General features: G+C 62.7%; 13 protein-coding genes. 2 read left to right on the forward strand and 11 right to left on the reverse strand.

The window, feature by feature from the left end; all coding sequences use genetic code 11:
- Nucleotides 1-2,071, forward strand: a 2,071-nt coding sequence (locus tag J2Z31_RS06435) for an OmpA family protein (protein WP_209601100.1), incomplete at its 5' end; no start/stop codon positions are given.
- A gap of 183 nt (nt 2,072-2,254) precedes the next feature.
- Here J2Z31_RS06435 and dnaE read toward each other — a convergent pair.
- The 9 genes from dnaE to J2Z31_RS06480 all read right to left on the reverse strand — a co-directional run bounded on the left by dnaE (nt 2,255) and on the right by J2Z31_RS06480 (nt 14,873).
- Nucleotides 2,255-5,749 carry a DNA polymerase III subunit alpha gene (gene dnaE, locus J2Z31_RS06440; RefSeq protein WP_209601101.1) on the reverse strand — a complete coding sequence of 1,165 codons (3,495 nt, stop codon included), beginning with the start codon at nt 5,747-5,749 and terminating at the stop codon, nt 2,255-2,257.
- Nucleotides 5,750-6,275: 526 nt separating this feature from the next.
- Nucleotides 6,276-6,962 (reverse strand): ABC transporter ATP-binding protein, encoded by a 687-nt coding sequence (locus tag J2Z31_RS06445; RefSeq protein ID WP_209601102.1) that lies wholly within the window; start codon nt 6,960-6,962, stop codon nt 6,276-6,278.
- A 15-nt stretch (nt 6,963-6,977) separates the two neighbouring features.
- A complete protein-coding gene (locus tag J2Z31_RS06450; RefSeq protein ID WP_209601103.1) occupies nt 6,978-8,288 on the reverse strand; it encodes a lipoprotein-releasing ABC transporter permease subunit in 1,311 nt (436 codons plus the stop codon).
- 18 nt (nt 8,289-8,306) lie between these two features.
- Nucleotides 8,307-9,635 (reverse strand): proline--tRNA ligase, encoded by a 1,329-nt coding sequence (gene proS, locus J2Z31_RS06455; protein ID WP_209601104.1) that lies wholly within the window; start codon nt 9,633-9,635, stop codon nt 8,307-8,309.
- Between the two features lie 838 nt (nt 9,636-10,473).
- Nucleotides 10,474-10,743 carry a DUF1467 family protein gene (locus tag J2Z31_RS06460; RefSeq protein WP_209601105.1) on the reverse strand — a complete coding sequence of 90 codons (270 nt, stop codon included), beginning with the start codon at nt 10,741-10,743 and terminating at the stop codon, nt 10,474-10,476.
- A 72-nt stretch (nt 10,744-10,815) separates the two neighbouring features.
- Entirely contained in the window at nt 10,816-12,447 is a 1,632-nt protein-coding gene (locus tag J2Z31_RS06465; RefSeq protein WP_209602251.1) for an MFS transporter, read from the reverse strand.
- Nucleotides 12,447-13,544 (reverse strand): HlyD family secretion protein, encoded by a 1,098-nt coding sequence (locus tag J2Z31_RS06470; protein WP_209601106.1) that lies wholly within the window; start codon nt 13,542-13,544, stop codon nt 12,447-12,449. The genes J2Z31_RS06465 and J2Z31_RS06470 overlap by 1 nt, the downstream gene beginning before the upstream one ends.
- An 86-nt stretch (nt 13,545-13,630) precedes the next feature.
- Nucleotides 13,631-14,044 carry a cupin domain-containing protein gene (locus tag J2Z31_RS06475; RefSeq protein ID WP_209601107.1) on the reverse strand — a complete coding sequence of 138 codons (414 nt, stop codon included), beginning with the start codon at nt 14,042-14,044 and terminating at the stop codon, nt 13,631-13,633.
- 79 nt (nt 14,045-14,123) lie between these two features.
- Nucleotides 14,124-14,873, reverse strand: coding sequence for an SDR family oxidoreductase (locus J2Z31_RS06480; protein ID WP_209601108.1), 750 nt, complete (start codon nt 14,871-14,873; stop codon nt 14,124-14,126).
- A 250-nt stretch (nt 14,874-15,123) separates the two neighbouring features.
- Between J2Z31_RS06480 and J2Z31_RS06485 the strand changes: the two genes are divergently transcribed.
- Complete coding sequence (locus J2Z31_RS06485) at nt 15,124-16,719, forward strand: winged helix-turn-helix domain-containing tetratricopeptide repeat protein (RefSeq protein ID WP_209601109.1); 1,596 nt, start codon at nt 15,124-15,126, stop codon at nt 16,717-16,719.
- Between the two features lie 43 nt (nt 16,720-16,762).
- On the opposite strand, the gene mce is transcribed toward J2Z31_RS06485, so the two are convergent.
- Both mce and J2Z31_RS06495 read right to left on the reverse strand, forming a co-directional pair.
- Nucleotides 16,763-17,167 carry a methylmalonyl-CoA epimerase gene (gene mce / locus J2Z31_RS06490; protein ID WP_209601110.1) on the reverse strand — a complete coding sequence of 135 codons (405 nt, stop codon included), beginning with the start codon at nt 17,165-17,167 and terminating at the stop codon, nt 16,763-16,765.
- Between the two features lie 34 nt (nt 17,168-17,201).
- Complete coding sequence (locus tag J2Z31_RS06495; RefSeq protein ID WP_209601111.1) at nt 17,202-18,869, reverse strand: ribonuclease J; 1,668 nt, start codon at nt 18,867-18,869, stop codon at nt 17,202-17,204.
- Nucleotides 18,870-18,883: the final 14 nt, after the last annotated feature.

The following is an 18,883-nucleotide window of genomic DNA, read 5'->3' on the forward strand; positions in this document are numbered from 1 at the left end:
GCGGGCGGCCGAGGAAAAGCAGCAAAGCCAGGCGGAAGAGCAACAGCGCGCCGAGGAGAAGGCTCGCCGACGCGCCGAGCGGGAGCAGCAGCGGGCAGCCGAGCAGGAAGCTCAACAGGCCGAAGAGCAGCAGAGGGCAACCCGCAAGAAGCGTCAGGCCGAGAAGCAGCGGGCGGCCGAGGAAAAGCAGCAAAGCCAGGCGGAAGAGCAACAGCGCGCCGAGGAGAAGGCTCGCCGACGCGCCGAGCGGGAGCAGCAGCGGGAAGCCGAGCAGGAAGCTCAACAGGCCGAAGAGCAGCAAAGGGCAACCCGCAAGAAGCGTCAGGCCGAGAAGCAGCGGGCGGCCGAGGAAAAGCAGCAACGGCAGGCCGAGGAGCAACAGCGCACCGAGGAGAAGGCTCGTCGACGCGCCGAGCGGGAGCAGCAGCGCGCCGAGCAGGAAGCTCAACAGGCCGAAGAGCAGCAAAACGCAACCCGCAAGAAGCGTCAGGCCGAGAAGCAGCGGGCGGCCGAGGAAAAGCAGCAGGCCGAGGAGCAACAACGCGCCGAGGAGAAGGCTCGTCGCCGCGCGGAACGGGAGCAGCAGCGGGCCGCCGAGCAGGAAGCACAACAGGCCGAAGAGCAGGAAAATGCACTCCGCAAGAAGCGTAAGGCTGAGGAGCAGCGGGCTGCCGAGGAAAAGCAGCAGCGCCGGGTCGAGGAGCAACAGCGCGCCGCTGAAGAGGCCGAAGACCAGGAAAGGGCAGAGCGCAAGGAACGTCAGGCTGAGAAGCAGCGGAGAGCCGAGCAGCAACGCGCTGTAGAGCTGATAGATGAGCGCACGCAAGAAGAGAAGCTGAAGATCGCCGAGGACCCTGCCTCCACCGATGAGACCATTGTGCTTCCTGTAGAGAGAGGCGCGGCTGTGCTCGACAGCGACAAGGATGCAGACAATATCAGCGGCAATCGTGCACGCGAGGCCCGCCGCAAGCAGCGCGAAGAGCTGCGAGCCCGGGCTGAGCAGGTGACGCTTCCGACGGACGATGCTGCGGCGCAGATGGCGATCCCGGCCGTGGTTAGAGAGGCACTGCCGCAGCGAATCGAGGCGTTGCTGAGCGAAGAAGGCGAGCGCGTCGAAGAAGTGCCGGCCTTCGCCGTGCCTGACACGACCAATATCGTAAACAATACGATCATCAACAACACGGTCATCAACAACACCACAGAGAACAACGTCACGGAAGTGACGGTCGTCGAAGAGACGGAAAACCGCGTCATCCTCGAGGCCGGCGATCGCATCTTCGTCCGCGGCGACGACCGGCCGCGGCTGCGGCGCGATGCGCAGGAAACCTTTTATGAGGAACTGCCGCGCGGTCGCTACCGTGAGACCATCGTGCGTCCGGACGGCTACCGGATCGTCACGGTCTACAGCCGCTATGGCGACATCCTGCAGCGGACGCGGATCGACAGCGACGACAATGAATATGTGCTGATCTATGCACCGGAATATGAAGAGCGTCAGCGCCCGGCGATCGTCGACGTCGGTTACGAGCTGCCGCCGATGCGGCTGACGATCCCGGTCGACGAGTACATCGTCGATTATGCCGACGAGCCGGATCGGGACTACTACGAATTCCTGGCCGAGCCGCCGGTCGAGCCGGTCGAGCGGGTCTACACGATCGACGAGGTCCGCCATTCGGCTCGCCTGCGCGACAAGGTCCGCCGCATCGACCTCGACACCATCACCTTCGCGACGGGCAGTGCCGAAGTGTCGATGTCGCAGGCCAAGACCCTGCGCAAGGTGGCGGACGCGATGGCGAAGATCCTGGACAAGGACCCGGGCGAGACCTTCTTCATCGAGGGTCATACGGATGCGGTCGGCTCCGACCGGTCAAACCTCGTGCTTTCCGACGAGCGCGCTGAATCCGTCGCTTCGTTGCTGTCCGAGGTCTACGGCATCCCGCCGGAAAACCTGGTGACCCAGGGTTATGGCGAGCGCTTCCTCAAGATCCGCACGCCGGAGGCGGAGCAGGAGAATCGCCGCGTCACCATCCGCCGCGTGACACCGCTGGTGCGCCCGGTGGCGCAACGGTAAGGCAAGAACGAGAGGATATTCCCGCCGGAGAGCGGCGACGCGACACGCTCACGCCGCTTCAGCCAACCCAAATGGGCGGGCACCTTTCCGCCAGGATCAGAGGCGAGCGCCTCGGCCGCACCTCCGGGTACGACCTCAGGCAGTCGCCCTGCCCTGTCGAAACCTTTTCCGGCTGACCGCCAGCTACACCAATTCCACGTCGACAACGCCCGGAGCGGAGCGAAGGGCAGCGGCGATCTCCGGCGAGATGCGGTATTTGTCGCTGAGCTCGACTTCTATTTCCCGCTGGCCATTGTCCTTGATGACGATAAAGGAGACGACGCCGTCCCCCCTTGCATTGAGATGAGAGGCGATGGAGCGGAGGGGACCGGAATCGCGGACATAGACGCGCAGCGCCTTCTGCATCTGCAGCGATTCCTCTTCCAGCGAACGCAGCGTCCGGATGCGAAGGCCGATGCCCTCCGGCCGTTCCTCGGCATCGACGGTCATCACCAGCGATTTGCCCGGCTCGAGGAGATCGCGGTACTGGTGCAGCATCTCGGAGAAAAGAACCGCCTCGAACTGGCCGGTCGCATCGGAGAACGCGACGATACCCATCTTGTTGCCGGTACGAGTCTTGCGCTCCTGCTTCGATGTGACCGTGCCCGCAAGCCGGCCCGCCGTTGCTCCCTGCTTCACCGCCGCTGAAAAGTCGGCGAAAGTCTGCACCCGCATTTTCTGTAGCAGATTGCTGTAGGTATCGAGCGGATGGGCGGAGAGATAGAAGCCCAGCACCTGGAACTCGCGATGCAATTTTTCCGAGGCGAGCCAGGGTGTATAGGACGGGAGCACGATCTTCTCGGGACCCGTGGCTGCGCCGGCGCCGAACATGTCGCTCTGGCCGCTGACCTTATTCTCCTGGGCACGCTGCGCGAAGCCGAGAACACGATCGAGGCCTCCGACGAGCTCCGCGCGGTCATATCCGAAACATTCGAATGCCCCGGCGGCGATCAGGCTTTCGAAAACGCGCCGGTTCAAAAGCTTCGGGTCGATCCTGAGGCAGAAGTCTTCGAGGCTTGCAAAGGGCCGATCGCCGCGAACCTCGACGATGTGATCGACGGCCGCTTCACCCACGCCCTTGATCGCCGCGAGCGAGTAATAAATGCGGTTGTCACCGGTCTCGAAATGTCGGAACGACGTCTGCACGGAGGGCGCGATCACCTCGATACCGAGACGCTTGGCGTCCTGGCGAAAGTCGTTGACCTTATCCGTGTTCGACATGTCGAGCGTCATCGACGCCGCCAGGAACTCGACCGGATAATGCGCCTTCATATAGGCGGTCTGGTAGGAGACGATCGCGTAGGCTGCCGCGTGCGATTTGTTGAAGCCGTAATTGGCGAATTTCGCGAGAAGATCGAAGATCAGGTCGGCCTGCGGTTTCGAGACGCCGTTCTGGATGGCGCCGTCGACGAAGCGGGCGCGCTGCTTGTCCATCTCCTCCTTGATCTTCTTGCCCATTGCACGGCGCAGGAGATCGGCTTCGCCGAGCGAATAGCCGGAGAGCACCTGGGCGATCTGCATCACCTGCTCCTGGTAGACGATCACGCCCTGCGTTTCCTTCAGCAGGTAGTCGATCTTCGGGTGGATCGACTCGATCTCCTCCTCGCCATGCTTCCGGGCGTTGTAGACCGGGATATTTTCCATCGGGCCCGGACGGTAGAGCGCCACCAGCGCAATGATATCCTCGATACAGTCCGGACGCATGCCGATCAGCGCCTTGCGCATGCCGGCACTTTCCACCTGGAAGACGCCAACCGTCTCACCGCGGGAGAGCATCTCATAGGTTTTCTGATCATCAAGCGGGATGCTTGCGAGGTCGATCTCGATGCCGCGCTTGGCGACGAAGTCCACCGCAGTCTTGAGCACCGTCAGCGTCTTCAGGCCAAGGAAGTCGAATTTGACCAGACCGGCCTGCTCCACCCATTTCATGTTGAACTGGGTGACCGGCATGTCGGAGCGCGGATCGCGGTACATGGGCACAAGCTGCGACAGCGGCCGGTCGCCGATGACGATCCCGGCCGCGTGAGTCGAGGCATGGCGATAAAGCCCCTCGATCTTCTGTGCGATGTCGAGCAGGCGCGCGACGACGGGCTCCTTTTCCGCCTCCTCCTGCAGGCGCGGCTCCTCCTCGATCGCCTTCGAAAGCGGCGTCGGATTGGCCGGATTGTTCGGCACCAGCTTGCAGATCTTGTCGACCTGCCCGTAGGGCATTTCCAGCACACGGCCGACGTCGCGAAGCGCCGCGCGCGCCTGCAGCGAACCGAAGGTGATGATCTGCGCCACCTGCTCGCGCCCGTATTTCTGCTGCACGTAGCGGATGACCTCTTCGCGCCGGTCCTGGCAGAAGTCGATGTCGAAGTCGGGCATCGACACGCGCTCGGGATTGAGGAAGCGCTCGAACAGCAGCGAGAATCGCATCGGATCGACGTCGGTGATCGTCAGCGCGTAGGCGACGAGCGATCCGGCGCCCGAGCCGCGGCCGGGGCCGACCGGAATGTCATTCTGCTTGGCCCATTTGATGAAGTCGGACACGATCAGGAAGTAGCCCGGGAACTTCATCCGTTCGATCACGCCCAGTTCGAAGGCGAGCCGCTCGCGGTAGTCCTCTTCCTTGAAGCCGGGCGCCATCCCGAGCCTGGCGAGACGCGCCTCGAGTCCCTCCTCGGCCTGGCGGCGAAGTTCTGCCGCTTCCGCCCGTTCCGCCTCGTTGGGATCGTCCGAGGCGCCGGTGAAGCGCGGCAGGATCGGCGAGCGGGTCTTCAGCATGAAGGAGCAGCGCCGCGCTATCTCCACCGTATTTTCCAGCGCCTCCGGCAGATCGGCAAAAAGTGCCGCCATTTCCTTGCGGCTCTTCAGGTAGTGGTCGGGCGTCAGCCGGAAACGGCTGTCATCGGAGACCACCGCGTTGTGCGCGACCGCCATCAGCGCATCATGGGCATCATAGTCGGCCGGCGACGGAAAGAAGGCTTCGTTAGTGGCGACGAGCGGCGCATCATAACGATAGGCGAGTTCGATCAACCGGTTTTCGTGACGCTTGTCGTAGCCGCCATGCCGCTGCAGCTCGACATAGAGCCGGTGCCCGAACAGCTCGATCAGGGTTTTCAAGCGCGCCTCGGCGAGAGCCGCGGAGCCGGCCTTGAGCGCTGCATCGACCGGCCCACCGCCGGCACCGGTCAGGGCGATCAAACCATCGGTTCCGCGTTCGGCAAGCCAGGAGCGCGTTATCCGGGCCGCCTGAGGCCCCTCGCCTTCCAGGTACGCGCGGCTGACAAGATCGACCAGTCGGGTGTACCCTTCGTCCGTGGCCGCAATGAGCACGATCGAGGGCAGCTTGGCGAATTGCTGGGCGTGCCCGCGCCGATCGCCATGCTCGTCCTCCATGTCGATCGAGAGCTGACAGCCAATGATCGGCTGCAACCCTTCGTCCGCGGCCTTTTGCGAGAATTCGAGCGCTGCGAACAGATTGTTGCTGTCGGCAATACCGATCGCCGGCTGGTCGTCGGCAACCGCCTTGCCGATGATCTTCTTCAGCGGGAGGGCACCCTCGAGCAGCGAGTAGGCCGAGTGCACGCGCAGATGCACGAATTGCGGATCCTCGGCACCCGCCACCCCCTGCCCAACGCCTTCTTCAACTGCCATCGCCGCACTCCGATTCTAAAGACGGTGCGAGCATATCCCGTTTCCCGTCCCGACTGTCCAGTGTTGCAGCCGGGACCGGATGAATTTCGGGCAATCAGCATCGGTCACAGGCAAGCCGTTGGGTCACATGCCGAGCGCGATCACCGAGATACCCGCGAGGAAGAGCGTCATCGATGTGAAGGCAGCAAGATCACGAACGAAATCAGTCATAACATGGCTCCTTTCCGCTATGTTCCCAGTTTGTTCTGTTTATGTTCGATAGTCAAGCACGAGCGAATGAAACGCCCGCTATTCATCGCGCATGGTTAACGCAACCAGACGGCGTGAAGGATCCTTGGTCGGGGCCAGCCGGCGCGACCCGCAATGGCGGAAAAATTGATACGCATTTCGGCGGGTTCGACTTCACCGCACAGGAGAACGTCTGGCCAATGGCGAGCCGCGCTGGTCCATCAACTATTCGGCCGAATTGCCCGTCCGCATCGATGCGCGAGAGGGGCACCGTCACTCAGAGCAGGGCTCGAGGCGGCTATCGCAATTCGACGATTTTACCGTCCTCAATGGAGACGCGGCGATCCATGAGCGCGGCGAGTTCGTGATTATGTGTGGCGATCAGCGCCGCAAGCCCGGATTGGCGGGCAAGTGCTTCCAGCGCCTCGAAAACGTAGCCGGCGGTTTCCGGATCGAGGTTGCCGGTCGGCTCGTCGGCGAGCAGGATGAGCGGCGCATTGGCGACCGCTCGCGCAATCGCGACTCGCTGCTGCTCGCCGCCGGATAGTTCGGCAGGGCGATGCGAGGCTCGGTGGCCGATGCGCATATAGTCGAGAAGGGCTGTCGCGCGCTCCGCCGCCTCCGCCTTTGGCAGACCGGCGATCAGTTGCGGCATCATGATGTTCTCGAGTGCGGAGAATTCCGGCAGGAGATGGTGGAACTGGTAGACAAACCCGATCTCATTGCGCCGGATCGCCGTGCGGCGGTCGTCGCTGAGGCCGTTGCAGGCAACGCCGTTCACGGACACGTCGCCCCCGTCCGGATGTTCGAGGAGCCCCGCAATGTGGAGGAGCGTCGACTTTCCGGTCCCGGACGGCGCCACCAGCGCAACCGTCTCGCCGCTGCGCAAGGTCAGGTCAGCGCCCTTGAGAATCGGCAGGAACGTGTCGCCTTCGCCATAGTGTCGTTCGACGGCGGAGAGCTGCAGTGCCACGCGCGCATTCATCTATTCTTGTCCTTGTTATTCGTACCGCAGGGCCTGCACCGGATCGAGGCGAGAGGCGCGCCAGGCCGGAAAGATCGTCGCCAGGAAGGATAGCGCCAGCGCCATGACAATGACGGCGATGGTTTCATCGGCGTTCATGTCGGCCGGAAGCTGGCTCAGGAAATAAAGCTCCGGATCGAACAGCGTCGCGCCGGAAAGCCAGGAGAAGAACTGACGGATCGATTCGACGTTGAGGCAGACGAGCACGCCAAGGACAACCCCGGCGATCGTCCCGGCCACGCCGATTGCGGCACCCGTCATGAAGAAAATCCGCATCACCGCACCGGAGGTCGCGCCCATCGTGCGCAGGATGGCGATGTCGCTGCCCTTGTCCTTGACCAGCATGATCAGGCCCGAAACGATGTTGAGCGCTGCGACCAGCACGATCAGCGTCAGGATCATGAACATCACATTGCGCTCGACCGCGAGCGCGGAGAAGAAGGTCTTGTTGCGATCCCGCCAGTCGGTGATGAAAATTTGCCGGCCGGCGGCCTCCTCGAGCGGCTGGCGCAAGGAGTCGACCGAGTCCGGATCGTCGACGAAAAGCTCGATCGACTGGACCAGCCCTTCCGCATTGAAATAAAGCTGCGCCTCCTCAAGCGGCATGAAGATGATCGTCGCATCGTATTCCGACATGCCGATCTCGAAGATCGCCGAAACCGTGTAGGCCTTGACGCGCGGATTCATGCCAAGCGGCGTCACATCGCCGTTCGGTGAGGTCAGCGTGATTGTGCCACCGACACGGATGCCCAGCTGTTCGGCCATTCGCGATCCGATCGCGACTCCGGTCCCGGATGCAAAGCCCACGAGGTCGCCGGATTCGATGTGGTCCGAGATCGACTTCATCTTCATGAGATCGTCAGGCCGCACACCGCGAACCAGCGCGCCCGTGGAAGCGTCGCCGACGCCCTGGGCAAGCACCTGCCCTTCGACAGTCGGGATCGCCAATCTCACGCCCGGGACCGTCGAGAACTTGGCGGCGAGATCCGCATAATCGGTGAGCGGACCATCGAGGGGCTGGACGATGACGTGACCATTTATCCCGAGGATGCGGGAGATGAGCTCGGTGCGGAAGCCGTTCATCACCGCCATGACGATGATCAGCGTCGCAACGCCAAGCATGATGCCGATGAAGGAAAAACCGGCGATGACGGAGATGAATGCCTCCTTCCGCCGCGAGCGGAGGTAGCGCCAAGCCACCATGCGCTCAAAGGCGGAGAAGGGACGGCTGGAAGCCATGGCCGATGGAGCGGCTGTCTTCAGTTGTTCTTCCGTCGCCGCGGTCATGGTTGGTCCCTTCGCCTCTTATTTTGTCGCAACCAGCTTGTTGATCGCGGCTTCGACAGTCATCGTCTCGCGCGCCCCGGTTTTGCGGTCCTTGACCTCGACCTCACCATTGGCGATCGAACGCGGCCCGACGATGATCTGAACCGGAACGCCGATGAGATCGGCGGTCGCGAATTTCGCCCCGGCACGGTCATCGGTGTCGTCCAGAAGCACGTCGAACCCGGCCTTGCCAAGGTCGGAGTAGAGCGTCCCGCAGGCAGCGTCACAAGCATCATCGCCCGTTTTCATGTTGATGACGACGACGTCGAACGGTGCGATCGACTTCGGCCAAATGATGCCGTTCTCGTCATGGGAGGCTTCGATGATCGCCGGCACCAGACGAGTCGGGCCGATGCCGTAGGAGCCCATATGCACCGTGTGCTCCTTTCCGTCGGGGCCGAGCACCTTGGCGCCCATGGCTTCCGAGTACTTCGTGCCGAAATAGAAGATGTGGCCGACTTCGATGCCGCGCGCCGACAGACGCTCGCCCTCCGCAATAGCATCGAACGCCGCCTCGTCATGCATTTCGGACGTCGCGGCATAGCGTGAAGTCCATTTCTCGAAGATCGCCTGCAGCCCGGCGACATCCTCGAAATCGGTTTCCTCGCCGGGAATATCAAAGCCCAGGAAATCCTTGTGGCAGAAGACTTCCGACTCGCCTGTATCCGCGAGGATGATGAATTCGTGGCTCAGGTTGCCGCCGATCGGTCCGGTGTCGGCGCGCATCGGGATGGCGCGCAGGCCCATGCGATCGAAGGTGCGCAGGTAGGCTGCGAACATCCTGTTATAGGCGTGCTCCGCCCCCGCACGGTCGAGGTCGAAAGAGTAGGCATCCTTCATCAGGAATTCGCGCGAGCGCATGGTGCCGAAACGCGGGCGGATCTCGTCGCGGAACTTCAGCTGAATGTGATAGAGATTGAGCGGCAGATTGCGGTACGATTTAACGTAGGAGCGGAAGATGTCCGTGATCATCTCCTCGTTCGTCGGGCCATAGAGCATCGGTCGGTCCTGCCGGTCCTTGATGCGCAGCATTTCCTTGCCATAGGCATCGTAACGGCCACTTTCCTGCCAGAGGTCCGCGGATTGCAGCGTCGGCATCAACAGTTCGATTGCGCCTGACCGGTTCTGCTCCTCGCGGATGATCGCATTGACCTTGTCCAGCACCCGCTTGCCGAGCGGCAGCCACGTATAGATGCCGGCCGACTGCTGGCGGATCATGCCCGTCCTCAGCATCAGGCGATGGGAAACGATTTCCGCTTCCTTCGGATTTTCCTTCAAAATGGGCATGAAAAAGCGGGAGAGGCGCATGACGGGTTCCAGAACTGCTGAATCTCGCACTATCGGTGGATTCGGGCGAAATGACGTTGTGCTTCAGCCCCTCCAATGCCCCGGAAAAGGGGCCTAGGCGGGCATTTGCCTTTGTTTCGGGCTCTTGATTTTCCGCCGGGCCGACGGAAGGCCTTCAAGATCGCCGTTCATAGCCGCTTCGCGCGCGGAAGAAAACCCTGCCGCAACCGTATAAACAGGCACCGCGACGGGTCTGTCGCCTACCAAATCGAGAGAGATTGCAGTCAGCCGCCGTTCTCCGTTCCTGCGCCGGGCACAGGAACAAGCTTCGAGGTAAGCCATGCCGGACCTATTACCGAGCGGAACCGGCTTTACCCTGCGTCAGAAGAGCACGGTAGTAACAGGACCTGCATGGTTGCTGTCAACCGGAAAATTTTGCCTGACTGTAGCAAAAATGCAAAAAAATCGGGTGACAGAGCCTAATGTTTGGGCTAATTTCGCCCCACAAAAGAGGCAGGAAGGCTAAATTCCTGCCAAATTTCGCGGTCAAGTCTTGGGAGGATAAGATCTTAGGCGCGCTCGCTCGCTGCCGCCGGAAACGGATGAAAGATCACGCGAAACTTTAAAAACAAGGCTTTGGCCTTGTTTTTTTTTGCTCTTGTTCCGGCGCAGACCACGAAGCACCTGCGAGAAGATGGCAATTCGTCGGCTGTCAAGGGGCCCAATACTTCTTAAAGTTGCATCAGGTCGCAGCCTCACGACTTTCCCGTACGCCACGGGCGCGTGAAGCCGGTGGGCCGTAATCCCTGGTCCGCTTGTTGCGTTTTGCCAAGTCCGCCAAAATAGGCCGCCAACCGCCTCAGGCGTCCGGACCGATGAAGCCGAACAGCGTGTCCAGGTCATAGCCGAGCTTGACCGACAGAACATACCAGCCGAGGTGAATGAGAGCGGCGATGACCGTCGTCAGCAACACGGTTCGCAGGCCACGGAATCGCGCCGGTGCACTCTCGACAGTACCGAGTACGACATCGTTTTCTTCAGCCTGCGTCCTCACGCCGAAGGGCAGTACCGCAAAGAGCGTAAGCCACCAGATAATGAAATAGACGGCAAAGGTCGAGAAAGCGGACATCCATCAGTCCTGAAAGGAAACGCTGCAAAGGCTCGCCGCCTTATAGCCCCGTTGTGGTGAAGGACGCAAATGTTAGAGCTGCGCTTGCTTGATACCAACGGTCGCAGGTCTTGGCTGCAGCGTTCGTGCAGCGCGCCTTTTCGCGTGGCGGGAAAGTCCGACTTTGATCGCGACCAGCACGGGGGCGGCGATTACAAAGAGCAATGCGACCGCATTGAACGCCGTGTCGAAGGCGATCACCGTGGACTGACTTGCCACGGCCCGGCCGAGAAGGCTCGCCGCGGCCCGGCCAGCGGCCGCTGCATCCATTCCCTTCGCCGTCAGCATTGCAGCCATGGTCGTCAGCCGCTCGATCACCGCGGCCCGCCCTGCGGTGAGGTTAGCGCCGAGGACCGCGACATTGGCGGCGACGTTGTGGTCGATCAGCGTCTGCAGCGCTGCTACTCCCAAGAGACCGCCGAGCTGGCGACCGGTATTGAAGAGGCCGATTCCAGAGGCAAGATTTCGGCTGTCGAGCTTGCCGAAAGCGATCAGGGTAATCGACAGGAACAGGAAGCCGAGGCCGAAGCCGCGCAACAGGATTGCTGCCATCATGTCGTCCGCGCCGCTCTCGCTGGTCGAGCCGGACAGCATCCACATCGCAAGCATGATCATCAGGATGCCAAAGGGTACCGTGGCGAACGGAGGAACGTGGCGGACCTGAATGAGAAAGGCCGCGATGAGGAGCGCGCCGATGAACAGCGCGCCGCTCGGCAGCAGGAGCAGGCCGGCATCGAGAGGCGTGAAGGCTAGGACGGACACGGCAAACGCAGGAATGAGGAAAGCGCTCCCGAACAATGCGGCGCCGGCGACAAAACTGACGATGAAGGCGAAGGAAAAATCCTCCGACTTGAACAGGCTGAAGTCGAGCAGACCCCTTCCCTTGGCCAGCACTTGCTGGCCGAGAAATACCAGCAGAGTGGCGGCACCGATCACGGTCAGCCACAGGATGCGCGCTTCCTCGAACCAGTCCCATCGGCTCCCCTGGCTGAAGACATAGGTGAGGCAGAACAATGCGACGGAGATCAGGCAGAAGCCGAGCCAATCAAAGGCACCGTGTGCGGTCTTGGCGGGCACCGCTACGTCCGCGAAGAGCAGGAGTCCGGCAGCCGTCAAGGCCACCGGAACAACGCTGAAGAAGATCCACGTCCAGGACTGGCTATCGAGCAACCACCCCTGAAGGGCCGGCGCAATCGTTGCCGGGGCGACCACGGACCCCATCGCGAACAGGGCTTGCAGGATCGGTTGGCGGGATCGAGGATAGGCGAGAAAAATGATCGCCTGGCCGCCCACAAGCATAATGCCCCCGGAGAAGCCCTGAATCGTTCGAAGCGCGACCAGCAGGTCCAACTGAGTCGTTATCGCGGCAATGCCGCACGCCAGCCCCATGGCAAGCGTAGAGCCGATGATCAGGCTCAGCGGATGGATACGATTCATCAGCGAAGATGCGGTCATGAAGCCGATGAGCTTGAGCGCGGTGTATCCTATATCCAGCCCGGCGAACTCGTCCGGCGTTGCGTATGTGTCGCCGGTGATGTCGCCGCGTCCGAGCGACAGGACGGTGCTGGCGATCGCCTCGGTCAGCGTGGCAAGCACGATGCCCGCGACAAGTAGGGCTCCGGTCGTCGATGTCGCGAGGCTCGGCGTGGCGGTGCGGACGGTCATCATGAGCCACTCCCCAGATCGACCCTGACGCGCGCGGAGAGGCCGGGCACGAGGCGTCCGGGCAAAGGATTGCTGGCAAAGCGGATCTTGACCGGAACGCGCTGGACGACGCGAACGAAATTTCCCGTCGCATTGTCGGTCGGCAGCAAGCTGAAAGCAGATCCGCTGCCGGGCGCAATACTGTCAACCACGCCTGCAAGCGCCTCGTTCGGGTAGCCGTCGACGGTGATTTGAACGCGCTGACCCGGCCGGATGTGTTCGAGCTGGGTTTCCTTGAAATTCGCGACGATCCAGACATTATTGACGGGAACGATATCGAGCAGGGAGGCGCCAGGTACAACCAACCGGCCGATGCGGACCTGGCGGTTGCCGATAACCCCATCGACGGGCGCGCGTACCACGGTACTGTCGAGATCGATCTCAGCGAGAGCGCGCGCGGCCTCTGCCTGCGCCAAGGCGGCCACGGCCGCTTGGCGCTCTGCAGCAAGAACGGCAATACGTTGCTGCTGCCCCTCCAGCGTTGCAGAAGCTGCCGATAGGCTCGCCTCGGCTCTCGACCGTGCCGCATCGCTTTCGTCGACAATGGCCTGGCTGATAGTGTTGCTGCGGATAAGTTCGCGCCTGCGGTCGTAGGCCTTGGTCGCCAGATTGAGCTCGGCCACCGCCGAACGTCTCTGCGCCTCGGCCTGCCGGATGAGGGCATGCTGAAGGTCTGTCTCCGCGTCGACATTGGTGAGGCGAGCCTGGGCTGCTTCGACATTGGCCACCGAGTGCGCAAGCCGTGCCCGGTAGTCCCGGTCGTCGATCCGGAACAGGACGTCACCCGCTCGGACGGCTTGGTTGTCCCGAACCGCCACGGCCGTGACGTAGCCCGCAACTTTCGGAGCGAGCGAGGTCACGTCCCCGCGGACATAGGCGTTGTCGGTCGACGCTTCGCCGCCCGACCTAGCCCAGGCCCATCCACCGGCCACGACGACCACCGCGCCGAGGCACAGAGCCAAGCCGACCATCTTTCTCTTTCTCGGTTGCGCCACGACGACGTCGGCCACGGAATCTCCGCGAGTGACGATGGCGACCTTGTCCGCGAGCGAATCCATTTTCTCAATTCCTCTTGAATGCCGATGGTTGGGAAGCAGCCCTGGAGGCGGTGGCCTCCCAGGGCTGCGGGCCGAAGCGCGTTCGTTCATTGCCCGACGGGCGTGACAAGTTCCTTTTCGTCGGTGTCGACGACGAACACCGCCAGCAACCGGGCAGGCTCCGTGTCGCTGGCATTCGCGCTTACTTCGTGATGGGAACCTGGCTCTTCGTAGAAGTTTTCGCCGGCCTTGTAGACCTTTTCCGGCGAGCCGTTGACGCTGCTTCGGATCGCGCCCTCGAGTACCGTCGCATAGATGAAGGCGGACTTCGGGTGCGTGTGGGCGGGCGAGCCGCCGCCCGGCCCGTATTCGACGAGAACGCCCTTCATGCTCTTGCCGGGGACGTTGGGAAGCGCATGGTCGAAGACGACCGTCACCTTACCCGCGGGCCGGTCGCCGGCCGAAGCTGTGGTGATCGAGAGCGCTGCGAAGGCAGCGGCCGTGAGAAATCGTGTAAACATCGTAAGTCTCCTTCGAGAGTATTTGTCGTGAAGGCGAGGCCCGGTGCCGGGCCGATGCTTTCTGATCTTGCCCTCAGGCTTAGCGCGCTTGCTGTCCGAGCCAGTCCTCGAAGCGGATCGCGCCGATGCGTGCGTTGCCGCTGGGGGTCAGCGATTGATCGTCGAGAGAGGAGCCAAAGTAGCGTGCGTGGACATCCGGCACGACCTTGCGCGTGTCCTGCATTGCGCGCAGGTAGCGCCTGACCACTTCATCGAGCGGGATCGCCTCAGGGCCGGCGACTTCGACGGTGCCGTTGACCGGAGGCGCGACCGCGACGTTTGCGAGCGCAGCCGCCACGTCGTCAGAGGCGATCGGCTGGAACAGCGCCGGCGATACGCGAATCTCGTCGCCGACCGCCCCCGCCTGCGCAATGCCGCCGACGAACTCGAAGAACTGCGTGGCGCGCAGGATGGTGTAGGGAATGCCGGATGCCTTGATCAGCTCTTCCTGGGCGACCTTCGCCCGGAAATAGCCGTTGTCGGGAAGCCGTTCGCTACCGACGATGGACAAGGCAACGTGATGGCGGACGCCGGCGGCAGTTTCGGCAGCCAGCAGGTTTCGGCCGGACGTTTCGAAGAACTCGAGAACGGCCTTGTCTTCCCAAACCGGCGCGTTCGCCACGTCGACTACGATCTGAGCCCCGTCCAACGCATGGGCCAACCCCTCGCGGGTAATGGTATTCACGCCCGTATTGGGGGCGGCTGCGAGCACGTCGTGGCCGCGCTCGCGGAGGCTTCTCACAAGCTTCGATCCGATGAGGCCGGTGCCTCCGATGACGACGATCTTCATTGCTCTCTCCTCTTTTGTCGACCGCAACCATTGCCGTCGATGTGGATGGAGAGTGCCTGCTCGCTTGCTGCAAGTCCTTGTGGGAGGCTTCAATGGTCCTTTAGGAATGCTTGGATATCTGTCCAAAAGACAGTTGCCGACCGCTGCCCTTGCGGCGGACGGACGAGCGAGCTACGCGATATCGTGCTATCAATTTCAGACCAGACGCGCCCAGCTCTGCTGCGGGCGCTCGGCCGGGGGGATGCCGACCTTGCAATTCATGTTTGGAGACTACGTGCTCGACCAGGAGCGCCGGGAACTGACCCTTAGCGGGCAGGTCGTCGCCGTTGGGCCGCAGGTCTTCGACCTGTTGCTGCATCTCGTCAGGAACCGCGATCGCGTCGTCAGCAAGGACGACCTCCTGGAGGCGGTGTGGAGCGGCCGCATCGTCTCCGAGTCGACCATCACCAGCCACATCAACGCGGTTCGCAAGGCGATCGGCGACAGCGGCGAGGAGCAGCGCCTCGTCCGGACGGTGGCGCGCAAGGGTTTCCGCTTCGTTGGTGAGATCAGGCCCCCTGGGAGCGAGGGCGCGCGACAGCCCGGCGGGTCGAGCGACATCGAATACACCGTCAGCGAATCGAGGGAGCCGCCGTCCGCGCTCGTCCTCCCGGAAAAACCGTCCATCACCGTCTTGCCCTTCCAGAATCTCAGCGGCGATCCGGATCAGGATTATTTCGCCGATGGCGTGGTGGAGGATATCATCGCTGCCCTGTCGCGCATTCGCTGGCTGTTCGTCATCGCGCGCAATTCGAGCTTTACCTACAAGGGCCGGTCGGTGGATATGAAGGACGTGGGCCGCGAGCTTGGCGTGCGCTACGTGCTCGAAGGCAGCCTGCGCAAGTCGGGGAACAAGGTGCGCCTCACCGGACAGTTGATCGACGCCATCACCGGGGCGCATCTCTGGGCGGAGCGCTTCGAAGGCACGCTCGACGATATCTTCGAACTGCAGGACCAGATGGCCGAAAGCGTCGTCGGCGCGATCTCGCCGCAGCTCGAGCGCGCCGAGATCGAGCGCGCCAAGCGCAAGCCGACGGGAAGCCTGGACGCCTACGACTACTATCTCCGCGGCGTGGCCAAGCTGCACAACGGAACCCGCGAATCAATCGAGGCGGCTCTGTCCCTGTTCTACAGGGCGATCGAACTCGACCCCGAATTTGCGTCAGCCTATGCCGCGGCGGCCTGGTGTCATTTCTGGCGCAAGCTAAACGGCTGGATGACCGATCGGCCGAACGAGATCGACGAGGGCGTACGGCTGGCGCGGCTGGCAGTGGAACTCGGCCGGGACGATGCGGTCGCCCTGACGAGGGGTGGGCATGCGTTCGCCCATCTGGCCGGCGACCTCGACGGCGGCATCGCCTTGCTCGACAGGGCCGTGCTCCTCAATCCGAACCTCGCCATTGCCTGGTTCCTTGGCGGCGCCCTGCGCGCGCTCCGTGGCGAGACGGACGCAGCAATCGAGCACCTGGCGCACGCCGTTCGCCTGAGCCCGCTGGATCCGGAAATGTTCCGGATGCAGGTCGGGATGGCGCTGGCACATTTCTTCGCCGGGCGCTTCGATTCCGCCTCCGCCTGGGCGGAAAGGGCGCTGGGAAACCTGCCTAGCCTGCTGGTCGCGGTCGCCCTGGTCGCGGCGAGCCATGCGCTTGCCGGTCGCATCGATGAAGCGCGGCAGGCGATGGAGCGCCTGCGCACGCTCGATCCATCCCTGCGCGCCTCCAATCTCAAGGATTGGCTGCCGATCCATCGCCCCGAAGATCTCGCGCGGTTCGCAGATGGGCTGCGCCTGGCCGGGCTGCCCGAGTGATACCGACGGCGGTAAAGCTCGTGAGCAATCGACGGCCTTCGGATCACACCTCTTCCAGTTCGATCAGTGTGCCTTGGAAATCCTTGGGATGCAGGAAGAGCACCGGCTTGCCATGGGCGCCGATCTTCGGATTGCCGTCGCCGAGCACGCGAGCGCCGGCCTGCCGCAATCGATCGCGCGCCGCGATGATATCCTCCACCTCGTAGCAGATGTGATGCATGGCGCCAGCCGGGTTCTTCTCCAGGAACGCGGCGATCGGCGATGCGTCGCCGAGCGGCTCGAGAAGTTCCACCTTGGTGTTGGGCAGCGTTACGAAGACGACGGTTACGCCGTGCTCCGGCAGTGCCTGCGGCTCCGTAACCGAAGCGCCCAGCGTCGAGCGATAGCTTGCCGCCGCGGCCGCCAGATCCGGCACGGCGATCGCCACGTGGTTTAATCTTCCCAACATCGAACGCCCTCCTCCAACAGAGCGGCCCTGCCAATCAGATCTTGGTGACGAAGACCGTCACGATCGGTTTCTTGCCCCAGACCTGGTTGGCCGTGCTGCGCACCGCGCGCCGGACCGCCTCTTGCAGCATCGCCAGATCCTTGCGCTTGGCCCGCGGGATGCTTTCCACCGCACCGAGCACCGCATCATAGAGCGTATCGTTCATCTCCTCGCCCTCATCGTCGAACTCGGGCAGTCCGATCGGCACGACGATCGGATCACTCAGGAAATCGTAGCGATTGTCGAGCACGACGTTGACCGACACGTGGCCCGCAAAGGAAAGCTTGCGCCGCTCGCCGATCCCCATCTCATCGAAATCGCCGATCAGCATTCCGTCCTTGAAGATCCGGCCGTGCGGCGCCTCGTCGATGACTTCCGCGGGCCCGGGCGCCAGGCGCAGCATTTCGCCATTGCGCAGACGCGGAACATTCGGAATGCCCGAATGCAGCGCAAGCTCGGCATGCGCCGTCAGGTGCGCCGCCTCCCCGTGCACCGGAACGACGATCTGCGGCTTCAGCCACTGGTACATCTGTTGCAATTCATTGCGCCGCGGATGACCGGAGACATGCACCAACGCCTCGCTGTCGGTGATGATATGGATGCCTTGCTCGATCAGGCCGTTCTTGATGTCGTTGATCGCCTTTTCGTTCCCCGGAATCGTCCGCGACGAGAAGACGATCGTGTCGCCCGCCGAGAACGCTACGTTGCGCATCTCGTCGCGTGCGATCTTGGCAAGTGCAGCGCGTGGCTCTCCCTGGCTGCCCGTCAGGACGACGACCACCTTGTCGCGCGGGATATAGCCAAACTCATCCTCGGCGAGGAAAGGCTTCAGCCCGTCCATGAGGCCGATATCCCTGGCAACATCGACGACACGCTTCATCGAACTGCCCAGCAGCAGCACTTCCCGGCCTGCGGCTTCAGCCGCTTCCGCGACCGACCGAATGCGGCCGACATTGGACGAGAAGGTGGTGATGCCGACGCGCCCCTCGGCATTGGCGATGATCTTCGCCAGGCTTTCGGAGACCTGCCGCTCCGACGGCGAAACGCCGTCGCGCAAGGCATTCGTCGAATCGCAGATGAGCGCCAGCACGCCCTCCTCCCCCAGTTGGAGAAAGCGCGCCTCGTCGGTCAGCGGCCCGAGCGAAGGTTCGAGATCGATCTTCCAGTCGCCCGTGTGGACGACAGTGCCGAGCGGCGAGCGGATGATAAGCGACATCGGCTCGGGAATCGAATGGTTGACGCCGACGGCCTCGATGCTGAAGGGACCGACATTGATTTGATCGCCTGCCTTGAAGATCGTCACCGGAATTTCGCCGCGCGCCTTTTCGTAATCGCGCTTCGCCTCGAGCATTCCGGCCGTGAAGGGTGAGGCATAGACCGGTACGTTCAGCCCCGGCCATAGATCGTTGAGGGCTCCGTAATGGTCCTCATGCGCATGCGTGATGATGATCGCCTTGAGATTGCGGCGCTCCTCTGCGAGAAAGGAGATGTCCGGCAGAACCAGTTCGACGCCTGGCAGGTCCGGACCGGCGAAGGTAACGCCGCAATCGACCATGATCCATTGGCGGTTGCCCGGCCTGCCGTAACCATAAAGGGCGAGATTCATGCCGATCTCGCCGACGCCGCCGAGCGGCAAGAAAACCAGTTCTTCTTCCTGCGCCATTTTATCGATGCGCC

The sequence above is a fragment of the Sinorhizobium kostiense genome, from assembly GCF_017874595.1.
Taxonomy (GTDB): domain Bacteria; phylum Pseudomonadota; class Alphaproteobacteria; order Rhizobiales; family Rhizobiaceae; genus Sinorhizobium; species Sinorhizobium kostiense.

Bases quoted from the DNA above. Each gene is read 5' to 3' on its own strand.
- J2Z31_RS06450 (WP_209601103.1), bottom strand. From the start codon at position 8,288: ATGACCGCGGCGACGGAAGAACAACTGAAGACAGCCGCTCCATCGGCC.
- J2Z31_RS06460 (WP_209601105.1), bottom strand. From the start codon at position 10,743: ATGTCCGCTTTCTCGACCTTTGCCGTCTATTTCATTATCTGGTGGCTT.
- mce (WP_209601110.1), bottom strand. From the start codon at position 17,167: ATGTTGGGAAGATTAAACCACGTGGCGATCGCCGTGCCGGATCTGGCG.
- J2Z31_RS06480 (WP_209601108.1), bottom strand. From the start codon at position 14,873: ATGAAGATCGTCGTCATCGGAGGCACCGGCCTCATCGGATCGAAGCTT.
- proS (WP_209601104.1), bottom strand. From the start codon at position 9,635: ATGCGCCTCTCCCGCTTTTTCATGCCCATTTTGAAGGAAAATCCGAAG.
- J2Z31_RS06470 (WP_209601106.1), bottom strand. From the start codon at position 13,544: ATGGATTCGCTCGCGGACAAGGTCGCCATCGTCACTCGCGGAGATTCC.
- J2Z31_RS06475 (WP_209601107.1), bottom strand. From the start codon at position 14,044: ATGTTTACACGATTTCTCACGGCCGCTGCCTTCGCAGCGCTCTCGATC.
- J2Z31_RS06495 (WP_209601111.1), bottom strand. From the start codon at position 18,869: ATGGCGCAGGAAGAAGAACTGGTTTTCTTGCCGCTCGGCGGCGTCGGC.
- J2Z31_RS06465 (WP_209602251.1), bottom strand. From the start codon at position 12,447: ATGACCGTCCGCACCGCCACGCCGAGCCTCGCGACATCGACGACCGGA.
- J2Z31_RS06445 (WP_209601102.1), bottom strand. From the start codon at position 6,962: ATGAATGCGCGCGTGGCACTGCAGCTCTCCGCCGTCGAACGACACTAT.
- dnaE (WP_209601101.1), bottom strand. From the start codon at position 5,749: ATGGCAGTTGAAGAAGGCGTTGGGCAGGGGGTGGCGGGTGCCGAGGAT.